The organism is Streptomyces apocyni (assembly GCF_009739465.1).
Taxonomy (GTDB): Bacteria; Actinomycetota; Actinomycetes; order Streptomycetales; family Streptomycetaceae; genus Streptomyces; species Streptomyces apocyni.
In genome coordinates this window covers 85,523-102,885 of sequence record NZ_WHOM01000040.1, presented here as the reverse complement: position 1 = coordinate 102,885, position 17,363 = coordinate 85,523, and the positions used below count along the sequence as shown (strand labels likewise).

Below are 17,363 nucleotides of genomic sequence, written 5' to 3'. Positions count from 1 at the left end.
CTGGCGCGCCCGCGAGGGGCCGCCGGAGCCGGGGACCCACGTGCCCCTGGGGTGAATCGGCACCGTACGCACACACCTGCACGCGCATACACGCCCATGCACAAGAGGTCGCGTACGAGACCGTAGGGCAACCTTCCGACACACCGCCCGAACCCGACAGCTAACCCGGTAGGCGGTCTACGGAAGGAGCGCCTCCGTTGGCGTCGCACCGCAAGCCGCGCAACAGTTTCGGCCCCATACGCAGCACCTCCCAGGCCGTCGGGATCACCACGGCCGCCGTCACCTCCGTGGCCCTGTTGTCGCAGACCGCGTACGCCGGGCCGCCCGCATCGCCGTCCACGGCCCCCGAGCCGTCCCTCGAAGAGGTGCGGAAGAAGGTCGACGACCTGTATCAACGGGCGGGCGTCGCCACGCAGAAGTACAACGCGGTCAAGGAGCGCACCGACAAGCAGCGCGGGCAGGTCGACAAACTCCTCGACGAGGCCGCCCAGCGCACCGCCAAGCTGAACGACACCCGACAGGAACTCGGCGCCATCGCGGCAGCCCAGTACCGCAACGGCGGGGCTTCCGACACGGCGACGCTGATGCTCGCGGACGACCCGCAGAGCTACTTCGACCAGCGTCACCTGATGAGCCGCCTGAGCGGCAAGCAGGAGAAGTCCCTCTCGGACTACCAGCAGCTCCAGGCAACGGCGGCCAAGAAGCGCGGCGAGGCGACCAAGAGCATGAAGACCCTGGCCGAAACCCAGGGTGAGCTCAAGTCCTCCAAGCGGGAGGTCCAGCGGAAGCTGTCCGAGGCTCGTGAGCTGCTGTCCACGCTGACCGCTGAGGAGAAGGCGCGGCTGGCGGCGCTGGAGAAGAAGCGGGAGGCCGAGGCCCGCGAGAAGGCGAAGGAGCTGGCCCGCAAGAAGGCCGCGGAGGCGGAGCGCAAGCGGCTGGCGAAAGAGGCGACAGCGAAGGAGCAGAAGCAAGGGCAGGAGCAGAGCTCCAACACCGACGCAGGCACCGACGCGGGTCCGAACGACGACGGCAGCGGCGGCGCAACCGAGACCACCCCACCCCCAGCTGCAACGCCAACCCCAACCCCCTCCCCCGACACGTCGACGGACGGCTCGACAACGGGCGACTCGACGAACGACTCGTACGCCGCCAAGGCCGAGAAGGTCATCGCCTTCGCCGAGGCGCAGATCGGCAAACCGTACGTCTGGGGCGCGCAGGGCCCGGACTCGTACGACTGCTCAGGGCTGACCGGCGCCGCCTGGAAGACCGCCGGTGTCACGCTGCCGCGCACCACCTGGGACCAGGTGAAGTTCGGCACCCAGGTGTCGGTCGACGACGCCAAGCCCGGTGACCTGGTCTTCTTCTACGACGACATCAGCCACGTCGGCATCTACATCGGCGACGGCAAGATGATCCACGCCCCGAAGCCGGGCACCAACGTCAGGACCGAGTCGATCTACTACATGCCGATCCACAGCGTCCGCCGCGTGGCGTAACGCGTGGCATAGCAGTGCAGTACGGCTGGAGGCGCGCTGCCACCCAGATCAGGTCCACCAGATCAGGTCCACAGGACAGCGATAAAGACGTTCGTCGTGGTCAGCGCGCCTACAGCGCCAAACATCGACTTGTCGATGCTTTCCTCGTCCCGCTTCACGTACACCAGCGCCAGGATCACGATCAGCACCGCCATCTTGACGGCGATCTTGACGTTGTTGACCGCATGGTCATCGGCCTGGTTCAGACCGACGAGCGCGACGCCGGTCACCAGCATGGTCAGCGCGCCATGCAGCATCGCGGGCGTGAACCGCGCCGTACCCTCGCCCATCGCCTTCATCTGCGTAAGGAACCCGCCCAGCAGCGAGGCGATACCGATGATGTGCAGACCGACGAAGACATTGATCAGTACGTCCATAACGCCGGAGCCTAACCGGACCCCCACCAGCCCCCCTCAGCCAGGTGTGCCCCACCAGACCCGCCAGACGCACCAGCCCCCCTCCCACACGCGACCCATCACACTCGCGCCGCACACGATCACCTGCGCTCACATACGGTCATCGAGCCACGCATTTCCACCACCTACGGGCAACTCCCCGCCGCCTCCCGGCCCCCAGGCCTAGCGTCCCTCTCCAGGTGACCGGCTCCCCACCGCCGCCCGGGCCGACCCGGGCGGCAGTTCGGTCACCACCGCCGAAAGGACTGGCGGCGGCCCGTTCCCCTGGGCGGGCCGCCGCTGGGACGAACGTAGGGAGTTATCCGGTGGCCGCTCACCGAAAACCCAAGCAGTACCAGTCCCCGCTGACCGGCACGACCGCCCGAACCGCCCTGACCCTCGCCCTGGCCAGCGCCGCTAGCGCCATGGCCCTCGAGGGCACCTCGGTCGCGGAGCCGCGCCTCACCCCGTCCCAGGTGAAGGCCAAGGTCGACCGGCTGTACCAGGAGGCCGAGGTCGCCACCGAGAAGTACAACGACGCCAAGGAGAAGGCCGAGCAGGCTAAACGCGAATTCGGCAACCTCCAGGACGAGGCCGCCCGCAAGACGGAGGACCTGAACGCCGCCCGCAGGTCCCTGGGTTCGGCCGCCACCGCCCAGTACCGCAACGGAGGCATCGACCCCGCGGTCCAACTCGCCCTCAGTTCAGACCCGGACGACTACCTGGAGCGCGCCACCTTCGCCAACCGCGCGGGCCTGCGCCAGGCCGCGACCATCACTCGCGTACAGCGGCAGCTACGCGACGCCGACCGGCTGAGCAAAAAGGCGGACAGCCGCCTCAGCGAACTCCGCGCCCGCCAGGCCGACCTCAAGCGCCACAAGGCCACGGTCACCACCAAGCTCAAAAAGGCCGAACGCCTCCTCAGCAACCTCACCACCGAGGACCGCGCCCGCATAACGAAGCCCCCAGCCACCCCCACCCCAACAACCACACCAAAGAACCCCACCCCAGCCACCCCCACAACCCCCGCAACCCCAACCACCCCACCCCGCAACTCCCCCAACGCCACCCCCACCCCCTCTTCCTCCCGAGCCGCCCAAGCGATCGCCTTCGCCCACAGCGCCATCGGCAAGCCGTACGTCTGGGGCGCGACGGGCCCGAACGCCTTCGACTGCTCCGGCCTCACCCAGGCCGCCTACCGCTCAGCAGGTGTCTCCCTCCCCCGCACCACCTTCACCCAGATCAACGCGGGCCGCCGCGTCTCCCGCTCCGAACTCGCCCCGGGCGACCTGGTCTTCTTCTACTCGGGCCTCAGCCACGTAGGCCTCTACATCGGCAACGGCCAGATGATCCACGCCTCCAACCCAAGCGCCCCGGTCAAGGTGGCCCCCATCAGCTCCATGCCGTTCGCCGCCGCGACGCGGGTGGCCTAGCGGCGGTTCGGGAATCCGGGGGCTTCCAGCCGCGTTGGCCAAACAGCCACTCGTACGTCCCCGCTTCGCCCAGGAGACGTCTCTCATGTCAGACCTCACGTCAGATCTCACGCTCGATCTCACGCCAGAGCCAGAGATCGATGCCGTCGTGTTCGACGTGCTCGGCACGCTGGTCGACGAACCCGCCGGTATCCGCGCGGGCATTCGTGAACTCGACCCATCGCTCGGTCATCCCAGGGTCGAGCAGCTTTTGTCGCTGTGGCAGCAGCACATCGACCGCGAGCAACGTCGCATCCTCGACGGCGTCCGGCCCTACCACCCAAGCGACGTCCTCGACCTGGAAGCGGCCCGGCTCGTCGCCGATGCCGTCGGAGTCGACGACCCGACCGCTGTAGCGACGCTGGCTCTGTCAGGTCGCAGGCTCCCGCCATGGCCCGACACCCTGGCAGGGCTCGCCCGACTTGCCGAACGGTTCCCGCTGATCGGACTCTCCAACGCCAGCCGGACAGCACTGCTGCGACTCAACGCTCACGCCGGGCTGCGCTGGCACCAGGCACTGTCCGCCGAAGACGCCCGGACCTACAAGCCGGACCCAGCAGTCTACCAACTGGCCGTCACCGTCTCCGGACGCCCACCGGAGCGACTCCTGATGGTCGCCGCGCACGCCTGGGACCTGCGTGGAGCACAGGGCCTCGGCCTGCGCACCGCCTACGTCGCCCGCCCCGTCGGCGACCCGCCCACCGCATCGGACGAGTTCGACCTGCACGCCGATGACCTGGTCACCCTGACCGACCAACTCACCCAACTCACCCAACCCACCCAACTCGACCACGCCTAGACGGTGCCGTGGGGGCCTAGCGCGGGTCCCTCCATCACGAGCTGCGCGCAGGACCACACCGACCGAATCGGTCCGCAGCGCACGCACCCTCAGGGCGGCCTGGTCGAACGGCGCCCGGGTCAAGGTCAGCTTGGCAACACAGCGGCCCCGTCCGCCCGTTGGCCGGGGCAGTGTCGGGGGCGCCCAGTGTCCGCAAGGGCACAGGGATGGCCGCCCTCTAGTCGCAATGGTCGCGGGGCCGGGCCGGCCGTCAAGGGCGCTCCCTACGGTCGCGTCGGCTCCGCCGATTCCGCTGTCGCTCCACCCTTGACACCCGCCCCGTCCCCGCTATGCGGGTTGTGGGAGGGCGGCCCGGGGGAGGCGGCGGGCAGCGCTTCGGGAGGGGCGAGCGTTTCGCTGCCGGGTGCGGACCGGTTGTGGTTGCGGGGCGCACGAGGGGGATGGGTGGTCCGACACCGGCTCAGCGGCTGCGGCAGGTGGGGACCGAGGGTGCGCACGAAGGCTGGGTGGGTGGTCGCGCCCCGGCTCAGCGGCTGCGGGCTGGTGGGACCGGGCCGCGAGCGGCGCGTGGGTAGTGACGCCCGGCCTGGCGGCCACCGGCCGGTGGGGCAGGAGGGCACGTCTGGGGCTGGTGGGATCAGGTCGCGGAGTGAAGTGCGACTTTGGGACACTAAAAGCCGGGCAAAAGGGGCGACTTGGTGTCCCAAAGTCTCCTCTTACTCCCGACTGGGGTGGGATGGGATGGGCCCGCCAAGCGCCCCTCAGCCCAGCCCCAACCCCCGGTCCGGGCCTCCTGGCCGGTCCGGGCCTCCTGCCCGGTCCTCGGCCGGGCCACCGGCCTGGCCCTCGCTTAGCCTCGCGCGACGGGTGCGAGTGCGAGTGCGACCGACAGCAAACCAGCCGCCGAGCCGGGGCGGCACCACCCACCCCCTCATGCGCCCCAACAACCAGTCCGCACCCGGCAGCGAAACGCGCGCCCCTCCCCCACCCGCCCCGCTGCCCTGCTTTTTGGGCCGCCCGGTGTACCTCGCCCTCGCGGGTCCGGGACGGGTGTCAAGGGTGGAGCGACAGCGGAATCGGCGCAGCCGACGCGACCAAAGGGAGCGCCCTTGACACCCGGCCCGGCCCCGCCACCATCCGACGAACCGGGCGGCCACCGGCGCCCAACGCGGCACTGGCCCACCACAACGCAGCCCCGCCCCACCCTGGACAGTTCGGCCAGCCCCGATCCTTTGCACCAGCTGAGTCAAACGGCGGGAGGCTGGGCAGACGGCTCACCAACCCCCGACGTGAGCTGGGTAGATGACGGACGCTCACACGTACGGGGACAAAGTGCCTCCAGGAACTCCAAGAGCATGGCATGGAGGAGTTCCGGTCGTTCGAGGTGCAGGTCGTGGCTGGTGCCGGGAACACTCATCGCGACGGTTGTGGGCCGCTGTTGGAGCATCCTGTCAACGTCTGGCTCGGAAAGGACGCTCGACTGGGCGAGCACGACGAGGGTAGGGCAGGTGATCTGCCGCACTCATCCTCGAAGGAGTACTGGGCGCCTTCCGCCAGCGCGGCGACCATGACGTCCCGGTCGAAGCGTGGGTGCCAGGCGCCGTCGCGCTCTTCCAGTCCCGCTGCCCAGCCCGCGCCCACCGGCCCTCCGCCGAAAAACTCGGCCGCCGCTGCACGTGAGGGGAACGGGGTCGGCCATGAGTCGAACCAGTCGCCGATCTCCTTGGGAACGTTCGGATTCGGGCCGTCAGGACCGGCTTCGACGAGCACAAGTCCGCGCACCACTTCGGGGTGAGAGGCGGCGGTGAGCATCGCGGTATGGCCGCCGAGCGACTGGCCGACCAGGACCGGTCGCTCCAGCCCCAACTGCTCGGCAATGGCCACCACGTCGGCGACGTAGGCAGCGCGCGAGACATCTCCCGGATACCGCTCGCTGGCGCCGTGTCCACGCTGATCGACCGCGACCACGCGAAACCGTTCACGCAGGCGACTCGCCAGCACGTCCCATTCACCCGCGTGACCGGCCAGTCCGTGTAGCAGCACGAGCGGGTGGCCCGCCCCTCCCCAGTCACGACAGACCACCCGGACGCCGTCCCGCAGCACGAGCCGCTCGGACACACCCATCTCAACCCTCCCCGCAGACGTCATCCCGATCATGCCCCACGGGGTCTGGCCGCGCCCGACGAGGTGGTGTCCGCGCGGCACCCGGCAGCTTCCGGCTTCCGGCTTCCGGCACTCACGCGAGGAGCGGTGCGCGGACCTTTGCGCGCAGGTGCGCGGCGCGAGCGCGTACGTCCTCCGGGGTCAGCCAGCGCCGCCGCGCTTCGGTCGCGCCTCCATGGCCACGGCAGGCGCGGCAGAGTCCGCCAGGCAAGGCCTCCGGGCGGCCGGGTACGCCGCAGTCGGTGCACTCCATGATCGGCGCGCGAGCGGCCAGGGACAGATGTGCCGGAGCCAGCGCCGGGGCCGGGGCCGGGGCCGCTGGCAGTTCGGGTGGCATCCGGTCGATAAGGCGGCGACGGGTGAAGGCTCCGGGCGCGTGTACGCCCTCGGCGGGGAGCCCAGCCGTGAGGGCGTACGCGAGGGTGTCGGGCGTCGCCCCACGCGCCAGCCAGTCGGCGGCGAGGGGTTCCAGGGCTTCGCAGTCGGCGGCGGAGAGGGCCAGGCGCGGGTCCCTGCGGCCCAGTTGGGCGAGGGCGAAGTAGGCGGGGGACGGCTGGGAGGTGTGCTCTGCCTTAGGGAATTCCTCGGGCGATACGTCGTCGGCCGCGCCCCCGTCACCCTCTGACACTGCGGCGGCCTGCCCGGTCGGGACCACTGGGACGTCACCGTTGAGGTACCGGGCCCACCATTCGCCGGTACGTGCGGTACGGGACCAGTGAGTACGGGAGACCCAACGGGTCACGCCGTCGCCGGTGTCGGCGAGCTGACGTACGCGGCGCAGGTGCCCGGCGCTGGAGAGGGCGTTGAGGGCCGTACGGACGGCCTGCTGGCCGTAGAGCGGGAGCGCCTTGGCGAGGGTCTTGGCATCCATCGCGGCGCCTTCGGGGAGCCGGTCGACGAACGCGGCGATGTAGGCCTCGCGGGCGGGGAGATGGGCGAAGTCGCCGGGGCGGCTGGGCGGCTCGTCAAGCACGGAGCGTTTGCCGTAGCCGGGGTTGGCCATGGGGTGTGCGTGCGCGGGCAGGGCCGCGTTAGAGTTTTCGTAAGCCACGAGATCGCCTTTTCCGATCTTGAGGTGAGACCCCGGCGGGTGTTGTCAGCACCCGACCGGGGTTGTTTATTGCCGCGAACGCTAGACCGTCGCAACTGCCCGTGGCAAGCCGATCACGAAAAGTCATGCGCGCTGGTGAGTGCGGGAGTTGGCGGGGAGGAGGGGAGGTAACCCAACCTCCCATTCCCTGCAAAAGCGGCTCGGACCTCGACGCCCGAAGCTCGGGTCGCGAGCGCCGGGGCTCAGACGCGGGTCGCGTACGCGACGAACGCGGCCCAGGCGGGTGCGGGCACGGCGAACCGGGGGCTTTGGGCTCCGAGCTTCGAGTCTCGGACGTGGATGGTGTGCGGGCAGGCGGCAACTTCGAGGCACGCGCCGCCCTCAGTGCCGCTGTAGCTGGACTTCCGCCAGGCGTAGGCGACTTCGAGGCAGGCACTTCCCGAGTCGTCGCTGTAGCTGGACTTGAACCAAGCCAGTTCGGTGCTCACAGCTCCTCCGCCACCTTCCTGATGAACTGGGCAGACTCCGCAGCGTTGAGCGCCTGCATGCGGATCATGCCATAGCGTTGACCAAGGACACTCAGCTTGTCCCCATCACCGTAAAGGGCGCCCGTCTCCTGCCCGTCGACGAAGGCATAGCGCTCGTGTTCCGCCGTCTCCACCAGCACGATCGGCCCGCTGAGTGCAGCAGCAGGAGCCAGATCGAACGGTAGGACCTGAATCGACAGATGCCGCTGCCCGCCTGCCTCCAGTAGGTGACCAAGCTGTCGCTTCATCACGACCGGACCTCCTACGGCTGAGCGCAACGTCGCCTCGTGGATCACGTAGCTGAAGTGTGTCGGCGGCATGCTGGTCAGCTTCTCTTGCCGTTTGAGCCGGGCGGTGACTCGTTCCCCGACCGTTTCCTCATCCAGAGGAGGACACCTGTCGCTGATCAACGCCTGCATGTACTCCCTGGTCTGCAACAACCCCGGGATCAGCATGGGCTCGTACCACTGGATCGTGATCGCCTCGGCCTCAACCTGCACGTACTCCTGCGCACGCTCGGCAAACGGCTCCGGCTTCAGGTACTCCTGCGCGGCCGTGAGCTTCCCGCCCGCCCCGCACACCTGGTCCGCCACCTGCAACAACCGCAGCGTCGGCCGTCTCCGACCGTTCTCCATCGACTTGACGTACTCGTAGTCGTAGCTCGACTCGTCGGCCAGCGACTGCCGACTGACGCCCGACGCCTCGCGCCACAACTTGATCTGACTCCCGCAGTACCGCCAAGCAATCGGCGGCTGAGAGTTCGTCTCGGACACAGCGCCCACCTCCCCGGGGTCCACGCCGGGTACGCCACCCTCCGTACCCGCGCCGCTACTCCAGAGGCTACGCGCCAACCCTCAACGTGAGCTGGGTGAATGACGGAAACTCACACGCAAGGAACGAGGAACGAGCGCGCATGCCGATGACGCCGCCTGGAGGCTCCGCGTCCCTCAACCAGGAACGGGAAGTCGAGTGGCGCCTGTCGCGGCACGCGCGGAGCGTGGGGCTGGCCCGGGCGCTTCTCCGTGAGCAGGCCAGATCATGGAAGCTCTCGGACGAGGTGACCGATACGGCCGAATTCCTCCTCAGCGAACTACTGACGAACGCCTACCGCCACGGCGCGGTCCCGAAGGGCCGTGAGATCTGGGCGCGCTGCGCGTTGGAGGACGACCGCATCCGCATGGAGGTATCGGACGCGAACCTGACGCTCCCCGAGCCGCAGGAAGCGGCCCCGGACGACACGTCGGGCAGGGGCCTGGCCCTGGTCGCCGCACTCGCGGACGCCTGGGCCGCAGAACCCCGCGTTTGCGGCATCGGCAAGACGGTCTGGTTCGAGCTCCGCCTCAGACCAGACGGCGAGCCGTCGCCCACCGAGTCAGCTCGTGCCGGTTCGACAGCTGCAACTTCCGCAGGACCGCCGAGACATGCGACTCGACCGTCTTGACGGAGATATAGAGCTGCTTGGCGATCTCCTTGTACGCGTACCCGCGCGCGATCAGCCGCAGCACCTCGCGCTCGCGCTGGGTGAGGCGGTCCAAGTCCTCGTCCACGGGCGGAGCATCCGTCGAAGCGAAGGCGTCCAGCACGAACCCAGCAAGCCTCGGCGAGAACACCGCGTCGCCGTCCTGCACGCGGAAGATGGAGTCGACCAGGTCGATGCCGGTGATGGTCTTGGTGACATAGCCGCGCGCGCCGCCCCGGATGACACCGATGACATCTTCTGCCGCGTCGGACACCGACAGAGCCAGGAAGCGCACGGGGTCCTCGGCCGCCGACATCAGGGGGGCGCAGCGGCGCAGGACCTCGACGCCGCCGCCGCCCGGCAGGTGGACGTCGAGGAGGACGACTTCCGGCCTGGTCGCGGTGATGACGGTGACCGCCTGGTCCACGTCGGCCGCCTCGCCGACGACCTCGACACCGGTGCGTTCGGTCTCGCCGATCTCGGCCTGCACGCCGGTGCGGAACATCCGGTGGTCGTCGACCAGTACGACGCGTACCCGGCGCCCGGGCCCGCTCCCGGTCTCGTCCGCACCCGACTGGCCAGCTCCGCTCGCCTCAGTGTGCTCGCTCGCCCCGGTGTGCTCGGTCGCGTCGCTCATGTCGTCGCCGTCCTCTCCATCTCCAGCTCGACTTCCGTACCGCCGCCCTGCGGCGAGCGCAGCCGCGCCGTACCACCGTGCCGCTGCATCCGGCCGATGATCGATTCTCGTACGCCCATCCGGTCGGTGGGAACCGCGTCCAGGTCAAAGCCTGGTCCGCGGTCGCGGATGGATACGAAGACCGTGTTCCCCTCGACCTCAGCGAAGACCTGGACCGCGCCGCCCTCGCCACCGTACTTGGCGGCGTTCACCATGGCTTCCCGCGCGGCCTGCATCTGTGCGGTCAGCTTCTCGTCCAGAGGGCAGTCGCCGACGACCACGACCTCGATCGGGACGCCGTGCTTGTCCTCGACCTCGGCCGCGGAGCCGCGGACCGCGTCGGCGAGGGTTTCGGGCTCGTCCTCCTCGTCCTTGCCGGTGCCCTCCGGCTTGTAGAGCCAGGTGCGCAGGTCGCGTTCCTGGGCGCGGGCGAGGCGGCGGACTTCGTTCGCGTTGTCGGCGTTGCGCTGGATCAGGGTGAGGGTGTGCAGCACCGAGTCGTGGACATGGGCCGCGACTTCCGCACGCTCCTGGGCGCGGATGCGCATCAGGCGCTCCTCGGACAGGTCCTGTGTCATCCGGATGAGATACGGGCCTGCCAGCAGCGCGATGCCGACGAACACGGCGAGCGCGGCCTGCAGTACGGCACCCAGGTCTTCGGCCGAGCCCTGCACGATGAAGATGCTGGAGACACCCGCACCGACCAGCAGCACTCCGGCGGCGGACCGTGCGAGGCTCAGGGTCCTGCGGCGGCGGCCGACCTCGATCCAGCGGGCCCTGCGGGCATTGTCCGCCTGTCGCCAGACGAGAGCGACGCCCGCGCCGACCAGGACAGTGGGCCACAGGTAGGCCTGGGCGTGGCCGCCGACGTCGACGGAGCCGACGAAGACCATCGAGATGATGACCATCGCGAGGAGCGCGACGAACTGGCCCTTGTCGACCTTCCGGACCACCAGCTTGCGGCGGCCGTCGGGGCCCGTCTCGGTGGTGAGCGTGTGCTGGCGCTCGCCGCCGACACCGCCGACACCGAGCGGCACGAAGAACCAGAACGCGGCGTACAGCAGTGCGCCCAGGCCGTTCGCCATAAACAGTCCGACAAAGATGAGCCGCACCCAGATGACGGGCAGCCCGAGGTGTCCGGCGAGTCCGCGCGCGACCCCGCCGAGCCAGCGGCCGTCACCGCTGCGGTAGAGCTTGCGCAGCGGCTGCGGTTCTTCGGTCGGCACGGTGGCGGCTGCGGGCATGACACCGATATTCACACGGGTGCGGGGGCCAGGGCATCAGGGTCGACCCCCGAGACGTCCCGGATCTCTGTCGGCCTCCCTTGTGTCACGTCTCCTTAGGGTCGAAATCAGGGATGCACCAGGGTCGTCCCGCCTGCCGCACCCGGCCCGCGCCCGGCACCATGTACGTATGACGGATCAGCACGCCGCGGCCCCGGAGCCGCACGACGCCGAGCCACCGGGCCAGCCGGGAGGCGCGAGGCGGTCGGCCGCGCCCGGGCACGGGGGCGGCTGGGGTGACAGCTGGCGGAAGCCAGGCGAGCGGGGTACGGGTCGGGGCACGGACGCGGACACGGACTCCGACGCGCCGCCCGGTATCCACCTCAAGCTGCGCCGCGACCGGCGGCACAAAGTGCTGGGCGGTGTGTGCGCGGGGCTCGGGCGGCGCTGTGACATGGACCCGGTGATCTTCCGGATCGGGCTCGCGGTACTCGCGATCACCGGTGGGGTCGGCCTGGTCTTCTACGGCTTCGCCTGGCTCCTCATCCCCTACGAGGACACCGAGGAGAACGAGGCGCGGCGACTGCTCTCCGGCCGGGTCGACGGCCCAGCGGTCACCGCACTGCTGTTCGCCCTCGTCGGCTGCGGCCTCTTCCTCTCGATGCTGAACAACGGCGGAGTGCTCACCTTCGCCGCCGTACTGGCGCTGCTGCTCGCGGGGGCGGGCTACTGGTCAGAGCAGCGATCCACTAACGCCCCGGACCCGGTGACCGCGCAGACGGTCGCTGACGCCCCGCCGGAGGCACAGGCCCCACCCGTCTCCGCCGCCCCCTCCTGGTGGCGGGGCCCCATAGTCAAGGACGGCACCTACGACGGGTACACCGGCTATTTCTGGGGTCCCCCCGAACTGGCCGGAACCGAGATCCGGTACGAGCCCAGGCCCCCGTGGGCACCGCCCGGGCACTACTCCCCCGCGCCGCGCCGTCCCGCGGCCCCGGCCAAGCCGCCGGGGCCGCGCTGGATCGGCGGCTGGACGTTCCTGCTCGCGCTCGTCGCGGGCGGCATCGGCACCAGCCTGGCCTGGGGCAACAACTGGCGCGAGGCCTCACTCGGCACCAGCCTGCAGACCGGCCTCGCCTGCGCCCTGGTCGTCTTCGGCCTGGGCATCGCGGTGAGCGCCCTGTTCGGCCGTACGGGCGTGGGGTCGATGATCCTCGGGGTGATCACCGCGGGCCTGCTGGCCGGGGCCTCGGCCCTCCCGGCCAACATCAGTACGGAGTGGATGCGGACGGACTGGACACCCGCCGCGATAGCCGACGTACGGCCGAACTACGAGCTCGGCACCGGCATCGGCACCCTCGACCTGAGCGGGATCGAGCTGGCCGAGGACCAAACCCTGCAAACCGGTGCCGATGTGGGCGCGGGCCGCGTCAAGGTCATCGTCCCGCACAACGTGACCGTGCAGCTGAACGCCGAGGTCGGCATCGGAGACATCCAGCTGCCCAGTGAGACGCGGGAGGACGTGGACATCCAGGCCGATCAGAAAAGGGAGGTGACGCTCCGGCCACCGGAGCCCCAGGGCGGCGGAAACGACGGCGGGAAGAGCACTGAGAAGGGCGGCACCCTTGCCCTGGACATCGAACTCGGCATCGGACAGGTGGAGGTGACCCGTGCTACGCCATGAGCTACAGCCGGGCAAGCTGGTCGCGGGGCTCACGCTGTTGGCCGCGGGGGTCCTGTACGCGGGCGACGCGGCCGACGCTTGGAGCGTCCCGTGGTACGCGGTGATACCGATCGTCGTCGGGGGACTGGTCCTCGCGGCCGTGGTGGCGGCCGCGAACTACGGCATCCGGCGCCGTCGGCGCTCCCGCAGCATCGCGTCCAAGGAGAACATCGACGCCCCGGCGAGCAGCAACGGCAGCCAGGCCATGAGATAGGCGAGGTCGTTGCCGTAGTAGTACGGCTCGACGGCCCAGCTCACGGTCAGCCACAGGCTCAGCGAGATCAGTACGCCACCGAGCGCGGCGATCCTGGCCAGCAGGCCGATCAGGGTCCCGATGCCGACGGCCAGCTCGCCGAAGGCGATGGCGTAGCCGAAGCCGACGGGACTCTTCAGGGCGAGGTCGACCAGTGCGGGGATCGCCGAGTTGTCCCGTACGCCGTTCATCATCTCGCCGATCGACCCCACGCCGGTCGCGGACATGAAGGCGGAGTCGGTCAGCTTGTCCAGTCCCGCATAGATGAAGGTGACGCCGAGGAAGACGCGCAGCGGCAGCAGCGCGTAGCGGGACGCTGCCTCTCGCCAGCCATCGCCGCCCGAGTGGCCGCCGCCCCCGCCACCCCAGGTGTCGTACCGGTCGGTCCGCATACCGTGCGCCATCGAGCCCGCCGCCTCTCGGTTGATCCCTCACCAGGACCATACGTACGCCTAGAAGACCGCGCTCACCAGACCTGCGGCGGATTCCGCCGAGCGGCGGACCTTCGTCCGCCTCACGCACGGGTCTTCTCCACCGATCACACCCGTGCCATGGTTCCCCCCTGAGCACCCGGCAGAGCCGTCAGGAAGTGGAGGTACCCGAGGTGGCGCAGGACTGGACGCCCATCTATCTCGCGCACCGCAAGACGTACGCCGCCTTCCTCACGGCCACCGACGCCGAAGCGCGGGTGTGCTGGCACCGGTGGCGCGGCGACTACACCGACAAGGAGTGGGCACTCACCGAGACCGACGCGGCGTACACGCGGACGCAGTCCGAGTTCAACATGATCGACCTCGAAGGGCTTGGGCCCATAGAAGAGGCCAGAGCGCTCATCACCTGCATCCGCTCCATGCACACCGAGGACACTGAACCGGATGGCGTCTGGGAGCGCTACACACAGCTGCGCACGGCGTTCGTCGAAGCCGCCCGCCAGCATCTCGCGGACCACCCGTAGCCGACGCGGCCAAGGGCGCCTCGCGTACCCGACAGAAGATGTCTGGTACGCGCGCCAGACTGGACGTATGTCCTCCAACTGGGAAGCATTCGCCGCCGCGGAACCAGCTCTCGCCAAGACGGTCGAGGATCGCTTCGGCGCGTTCACCCACCACGTCCTCGCCACCCTCCGCAAGGACGGCTCACCGCGCACGACCGGCCTGGAAGTCCGCTTCCTCGCGGGCGAGTTGTGGCTCGGCATGATGCCGAACTCGCTCAAGGCCCTCGACCTGCGCCGCGACCCGCGCTTCGCCCTCCAGGCCAACCCCGGTCCCGGCACCGAGATGGGCGGCGGCGATGTCCGCGTGAGCGGCCGTGCGGTCGAGGTCCATGACCCGGAGGTGATCGCCCGCTATGTGGGCGATGACGGGCCACAGGAGCCGTTCCACCTGTTTAGGGCCGAGCTGACCGAGGTGGTCAGGACGTCCGTCGACGGCGACCAGCTCGCCATCCAGACCTGGCAGCCGGGGCGGAGGCTGCGCACGGTACACCGGCAGTAGCCCGCAGTCCGCGCGTGCCCACGCATCCGTCAACGGCCGTCAGCGGCGGCGGTTCATCGCGGTCAGGTCGATGTCGACAGGGAACGGCAGAGACACCTTGAGCCGGTCGTGGTAAATGCCGGTGGGCGCGTACGACTTGAGGGCCGGGTCTAGCTCGAAAACATAGACGACGGGTAGACCCTCGTTCTCCTCGACCCGCCAGTAGTACGGCACGCCTGCCTTGGCGTACTTCCGGGGCTTGACCTCACGGTCACGCTCGACGGAGTCCTTGGAGACGACCTCAACCGCGAGGATGACGTCCTCCGGCTTAAACCAGGTCTGCAGGGGACCGGTGTCCGCACCGACCGGGACGACGAGGATGTCGGGCTCGGGCCGATTCCGCTTGTCCAGCTTGATGGTCATCTCTCGGATGGCTTCGAGGTCGTCGGGCGCCTGTTCGAGTAGCGCGTTCTCCAGTAGCCGCATGGTGCGCGTGTGAAACCGGGTCTGCGGACTCACTAGGACGAGGCTCCCGTCGATCAGCTCCGTGTGCGGGGGAAGGTTCGGAAGCCAGTCGAGATCGTCCGCCGTCCAGCCGCCCTCAGGGGGGCGTGCCCAGACATGATCAGCGTCCAGTCCGTAATCACGCGCGGCGCTCATGATTGCTCCCATGCGACGGAGTCTCGCCTCTCAGGCCAGCGTACCCAGCGGATACGCCACTGCCGCCGCCCAAACGAATGAGCGACGGCAGTGGCGTTGACCCGCTAGGGGTCTAGGTGGAGGTCACTCCCACTCGATGGTCCCCGGGGGCTTGCTGGTCACGTCCAGCACCACACGGTTCACATCCGCGACCTCGTTCGTGATCCGCGTCGAGATCTTCGCCAGCACGTCGTACGGCATCCGCGTCCAGTCCGCCGTCATCGCGTCCTCGGACGAGACCGGCCGCAGCACGATCGGGTGGCCGTACGTACGGCCGTCGCCCTGGACACCTACCGAGCGGACGTCCGCGAGCAGCACCACGGGGCACTGCCAGATCTCGCGGTCGAGCCCGGCCGCGGTGAGCTCCTCGCGGGCGATGGCGTCGGCCTCGCGCAGCAGGTCGAGGCGCTCGCGCGTGACGTCGCCGACGATGCGGATGCCGAGGCCGGGGCCCGGGAAGGGCTGGCGCTGGACGATCTCGTCCGGCAGGCCGAGCTCCTGGCCGACCATCCGGACCTCGTCCTTGAACAGCTTGCGCAGCGGCTCGACGAGCTCGAACTCAAGGTCGTCGGGGAGGCCGCCCACGTTGTGGTGGGACTTGATGTTGGCCGTGCCGGTGCCGCCGCCGGACTCGACGACGTCCGGGTAGAGGGTGCCCTGCACCAGGAAGGAGACCGACTCGCCGCCCGCCGCCTCGGCGACGATCTCGGCCTGGGCCTGCTCGAAGACCCGGATGAACTCCCGGCCGATGATCTTCCGCTTCTCCTCGGGGTCCGAGACGCCCGCCAGCGCGTCCAGGAAGCGCTGCTCGGCGTCCACGACCTTGAGCTGGACACCCGTCGCGGCGACGAAGTCCTTCTCGACCTGCTCGGTCTCGCCCTTACGCATCAGCCCGTGGTCGACGTACACGCAGGTCAGCTGCGAGCCGATGGCCTTCTGCACGAGGGCGGCGGCGACCGCGGAGTCCACGCCGCCGGACAGCCCGCAGATGGCGCGCCTGGAGCCGACCTGCTCGCGGATGAGCGCGACCTGCTCCTCCACCACGTTGGTGGTGGTCCAGGAGGGGGTGAGGCCCGCGCCGCGGTACAGGAAGTGCTCGAGTACCTGCTGGCCGTGCGTGGAGTGCATCACCTCGGGGTGGTACTGCACGCCGTACAGCTTCTTCTCGTCGTTCTCGAAGGCGGCGACCGGCACGACGTCCGTGGACGCGGTGACCGTGAAGCCCTCGGGGGCGGCGGAGCAGGCGTCGCCGTGCGACATCCAGACAGGCTGCTCGTCCGGGGTGCCCTCGAAGAGGGTCGAGCCGGACTTGGAGACGTGCAGGGGGGTACGTCCGTACTCCCGCGCGCCCGTGTTGTCGACGGTGCCGCCGAGCGTGGTGGCCATGAGCTGGAAGCCGTAGCACATGCCGAAGACGGGGACCCCGGCCTCGAAGAGTGCGCGGTCCAGGCGCGGGGCGCTCTCCGCGTATACGGAGGAGGGGCCTCCGGAGAGGATGATCGCGGCGGGGTTCTTGGCGAGCATCTCGGCGACCGGCATGGTGCTCGGCACGATCTCGCTGTAGACCCGGGCCTCACGCACGCGTCGGGCGATGAGCTGGGCGTACTGTGCGCCGAAGTCGACGACCAGCACGGTGTCGGGGGCGGCAGCTGGGGAACCTGATGACACTGCTGGCACTGCGTGGCCTTCCGGCGGTGGATGAGGGAGGAGGGGGTCTCTCTTGTCGATTCTAACGGGGCGTGGGAGTGGTCCCTCGTCTCACCATCCGAACCTTCGGCCTCTCCCGTTGACCGGCCCGGCGCAGGTGGGGGCATACTGTCCCCGTGACCAAGCACCTGCGCCGCGAGATCTTCGCGTTTACCTATGGCAACCGGCCCACCGGCTGCCATGGTCGTGCTGCTTGATCCACTGACAAG

The 17,363-nt window shown here is 69.5% G+C and carries 16 protein-coding genes, 1 pseudogene and 1 riboswitch; of the genes and pseudogenes, 7 read left to right on the top strand and 10 right to left on the bottom strand.

Features of this window, described 5'->3' with window-relative positions; translation table 11 throughout:
- The first annotated feature begins 10 nt into the window (after window positions 1-10).
- Window positions 11-191, top strand: a riboswitch (cyclic di-AMP (ydaO/yuaA leader).
- A gap of 6 nt (window positions 192-197) precedes the next feature.
- Window positions 198-1,496, top strand: a complete 1,299-nt coding sequence (locus tag GCN81_RS07790; protein WP_156723047.1) for a C40 family peptidase — start codon at window positions 198-200, stop codon at window positions 1,494-1,496.
- A 62-nt stretch (window positions 1,497-1,558) separates the two neighbouring features.
- Here the strand turns inward: GCN81_RS07790 and GCN81_RS07785 are convergent, their stop codons facing one another.
- Window positions 1,559-1,912: a hypothetical protein gene (locus GCN81_RS07785; protein ID WP_156723045.1), complete on the bottom strand. Its 354-nt coding sequence runs from the start codon at window positions 1,910-1,912 to the stop codon at window positions 1,559-1,561.
- A 344-nt stretch (window positions 1,913-2,256) separates the two neighbouring features.
- Here GCN81_RS07785 and GCN81_RS07780 point away from each other — a divergent pair, with 344 nt between their 5' ends.
- On the top strand, window positions 2,257-3,363 hold the full coding sequence (locus tag GCN81_RS07780) for a C40 family peptidase (RefSeq protein WP_156723043.1): 1,107 nt from the start codon (window positions 2,257-2,259) through the stop codon (window positions 3,361-3,363).
- Window positions 3,364-3,448: 85 nt separating this feature from the next.
- Window positions 3,449-4,201: a haloacid dehalogenase type II gene (locus GCN81_RS07775; protein WP_156723041.1), complete on the top strand. Its 753-nt coding sequence runs from the start codon at window positions 3,449-3,451 to the stop codon at window positions 4,199-4,201.
- Window positions 4,202-5,447: 1,246 nt separating this feature from the next.
- Here GCN81_RS07775 and GCN81_RS07770 read toward each other — a convergent pair.
- The 4 genes and pseudogenes from GCN81_RS07770 to GCN81_RS07755 form a co-directional block, all read right to left on the bottom strand.
- Window positions 5,448-6,325: pseudogene (locus GCN81_RS07770) on the bottom strand (alpha/beta fold hydrolase).
- Between the two features lie 112 nt (window positions 6,326-6,437).
- Window positions 6,438-7,415, bottom strand: coding sequence for a hypothetical protein (locus GCN81_RS07765; protein WP_231626465.1), 978 nt, complete (start codon window positions 7,413-7,415; stop codon window positions 6,438-6,440).
- A 242-nt stretch (window positions 7,416-7,657) separates the two neighbouring features.
- Window positions 7,658-7,903, bottom strand: coding sequence for a DUF397 domain-containing protein (locus GCN81_RS07760; protein ID WP_156723039.1), 246 nt, complete (start codon window positions 7,901-7,903; stop codon window positions 7,658-7,660).
- Window positions 7,900-8,715 (bottom strand): helix-turn-helix domain-containing protein, encoded by an 816-nt coding sequence (locus GCN81_RS07755; RefSeq protein ID WP_156723037.1) that lies wholly within the window; start codon window positions 8,713-8,715, stop codon window positions 7,900-7,902. Before GCN81_RS07755 ends, GCN81_RS07760 begins: the two co-directional genes overlap by 4 nt.
- A gap of 140 nt (window positions 8,716-8,855) precedes the next feature.
- Between GCN81_RS07755 and GCN81_RS07750 the strand changes: the two genes are divergently transcribed.
- Window positions 8,856-9,383, top strand: coding sequence for an ATP-binding protein (locus tag GCN81_RS07750; RefSeq protein ID WP_325065094.1), 528 nt, complete (start codon window positions 8,856-8,858; stop codon window positions 9,381-9,383).
- On the opposite strand, the gene GCN81_RS07745 is transcribed toward GCN81_RS07750, so the two are convergent.
- On the bottom strand, window positions 9,283-10,038 hold the full coding sequence (locus tag GCN81_RS07745) for a LuxR C-terminal-related transcriptional regulator (protein ID WP_156723035.1): 756 nt from the start codon (window positions 10,036-10,038) through the stop codon (window positions 9,283-9,285). The genes GCN81_RS07750 and GCN81_RS07745 overlap by 101 nt on opposite strands.
- Window positions 10,035-11,321, bottom strand: a complete 1,287-nt coding sequence (locus GCN81_RS07740; RefSeq protein ID WP_156723033.1) for an ATP-binding protein — start codon at window positions 11,319-11,321, stop codon at window positions 10,035-10,037. Before GCN81_RS07740 ends, GCN81_RS07745 begins: the two co-directional genes overlap by 4 nt.
- A 169-nt stretch (window positions 11,322-11,490) precedes the next feature.
- On the opposite strand from GCN81_RS07740, the gene GCN81_RS07735 reads away from it, so the two are divergent.
- Window positions 11,491-12,984 (top strand): PspC domain-containing protein, encoded by a 1,494-nt coding sequence (locus tag GCN81_RS07735; protein WP_156723031.1) that lies wholly within the window; start codon window positions 11,491-11,493, stop codon window positions 12,982-12,984.
- 156 nt (window positions 12,985-13,140) lie between these two features.
- Here GCN81_RS07735 and GCN81_RS07730 read toward each other — a convergent pair whose 3' ends face one another.
- Window positions 13,141-13,680 (bottom strand): DoxX family protein, encoded by a 540-nt coding sequence (locus GCN81_RS07730; protein ID WP_156723030.1) that lies wholly within the window; start codon window positions 13,678-13,680, stop codon window positions 13,141-13,143.
- Window positions 13,681-13,865: 185 nt separating this feature from the next.
- On the opposite strand from GCN81_RS07730, the gene GCN81_RS07725 reads away from it, so the two are divergent.
- Together GCN81_RS07725 and GCN81_RS07720 are read left to right on the top strand one after the other, a co-directional pair.
- Window positions 13,866-14,231 (top strand): hypothetical protein, encoded by a 366-nt coding sequence (locus tag GCN81_RS07725; RefSeq protein ID WP_156723028.1) that lies wholly within the window; start codon window positions 13,866-13,868, stop codon window positions 14,229-14,231.
- Between the two features lie 67 nt (window positions 14,232-14,298).
- Window positions 14,299-14,769: a pyridoxamine 5'-phosphate oxidase family protein gene (locus GCN81_RS07720; RefSeq protein WP_156723026.1), complete on the top strand. Its 471-nt coding sequence runs from the start codon at window positions 14,299-14,301 to the stop codon at window positions 14,767-14,769.
- 39 nt (window positions 14,770-14,808) lie between these two features.
- Here GCN81_RS07720 and GCN81_RS07715 read toward each other — a convergent pair whose 3' ends face one another.
- Window positions 14,809-15,408 carry a Uma2 family endonuclease gene (locus GCN81_RS07715; RefSeq protein WP_156723025.1) on the bottom strand — a complete coding sequence of 200 codons (600 nt, stop codon included), beginning with the start codon at window positions 15,406-15,408 and terminating at the stop codon, window positions 14,809-14,811.
- A 123-nt stretch (window positions 15,409-15,531) separates the two neighbouring features.
- Complete coding sequence (gene guaA / locus GCN81_RS07710) at window positions 15,532-17,115, bottom strand: glutamine-hydrolyzing GMP synthase (RefSeq protein WP_156723023.1); 1,584 nt, start codon at window positions 17,113-17,115, stop codon at window positions 15,532-15,534.
- Between the last annotated feature and the right edge of the window lie 248 nt (window positions 17,116-17,363).

Coding starts and splice junctions, on each gene's coding strand:
- GCN81_RS07785 (WP_156723045.1), bottom strand. CDS start 1,912: ATGGACGTACTGATCAATGTCTTCGTCGGTCTGCACATCATCGGTATC.
- GCN81_RS07775 (WP_156723041.1), top strand. CDS start 3,449: ATGTCAGACCTCACGTCAGATCTCACGCTCGATCTCACGCCAGAGCCA.
- GCN81_RS07750 (WP_325065094.1), top strand. CDS start 8,856: ATGCCGATGACGCCGCCTGGAGGCTCCGCGTCCCTCAACCAGGAACGG.
- GCN81_RS07745 (WP_156723035.1), bottom strand. CDS start 10,038: ATGAGCGACGCGACCGAGCACACCGGGGCGAGCGAGCACACTGAGGCG.
- GCN81_RS07740 (WP_156723033.1), bottom strand. CDS start 11,321: ATGCCCGCAGCCGCCACCGTGCCGACCGAAGAACCGCAGCCGCTGCGC.
- GCN81_RS07735 (WP_156723031.1), top strand. CDS start 11,491: ATGACGGATCAGCACGCCGCGGCCCCGGAGCCGCACGACGCCGAGCCA.
- GCN81_RS07730 (WP_156723030.1), bottom strand. CDS start 13,680: ATGGCGCACGGTATGCGGACCGACCGGTACGACACCTGGGGTGGCGGG.
- GCN81_RS07720 (WP_156723026.1), top strand. CDS start 14,299: ATGTCCTCCAACTGGGAAGCATTCGCCGCCGCGGAACCAGCTCTCGCC.
- GCN81_RS07715 (WP_156723025.1), bottom strand. CDS start 15,408: ATGAGCGCCGCGCGTGATTACGGACTGGACGCTGATCATGTCTGGGCA.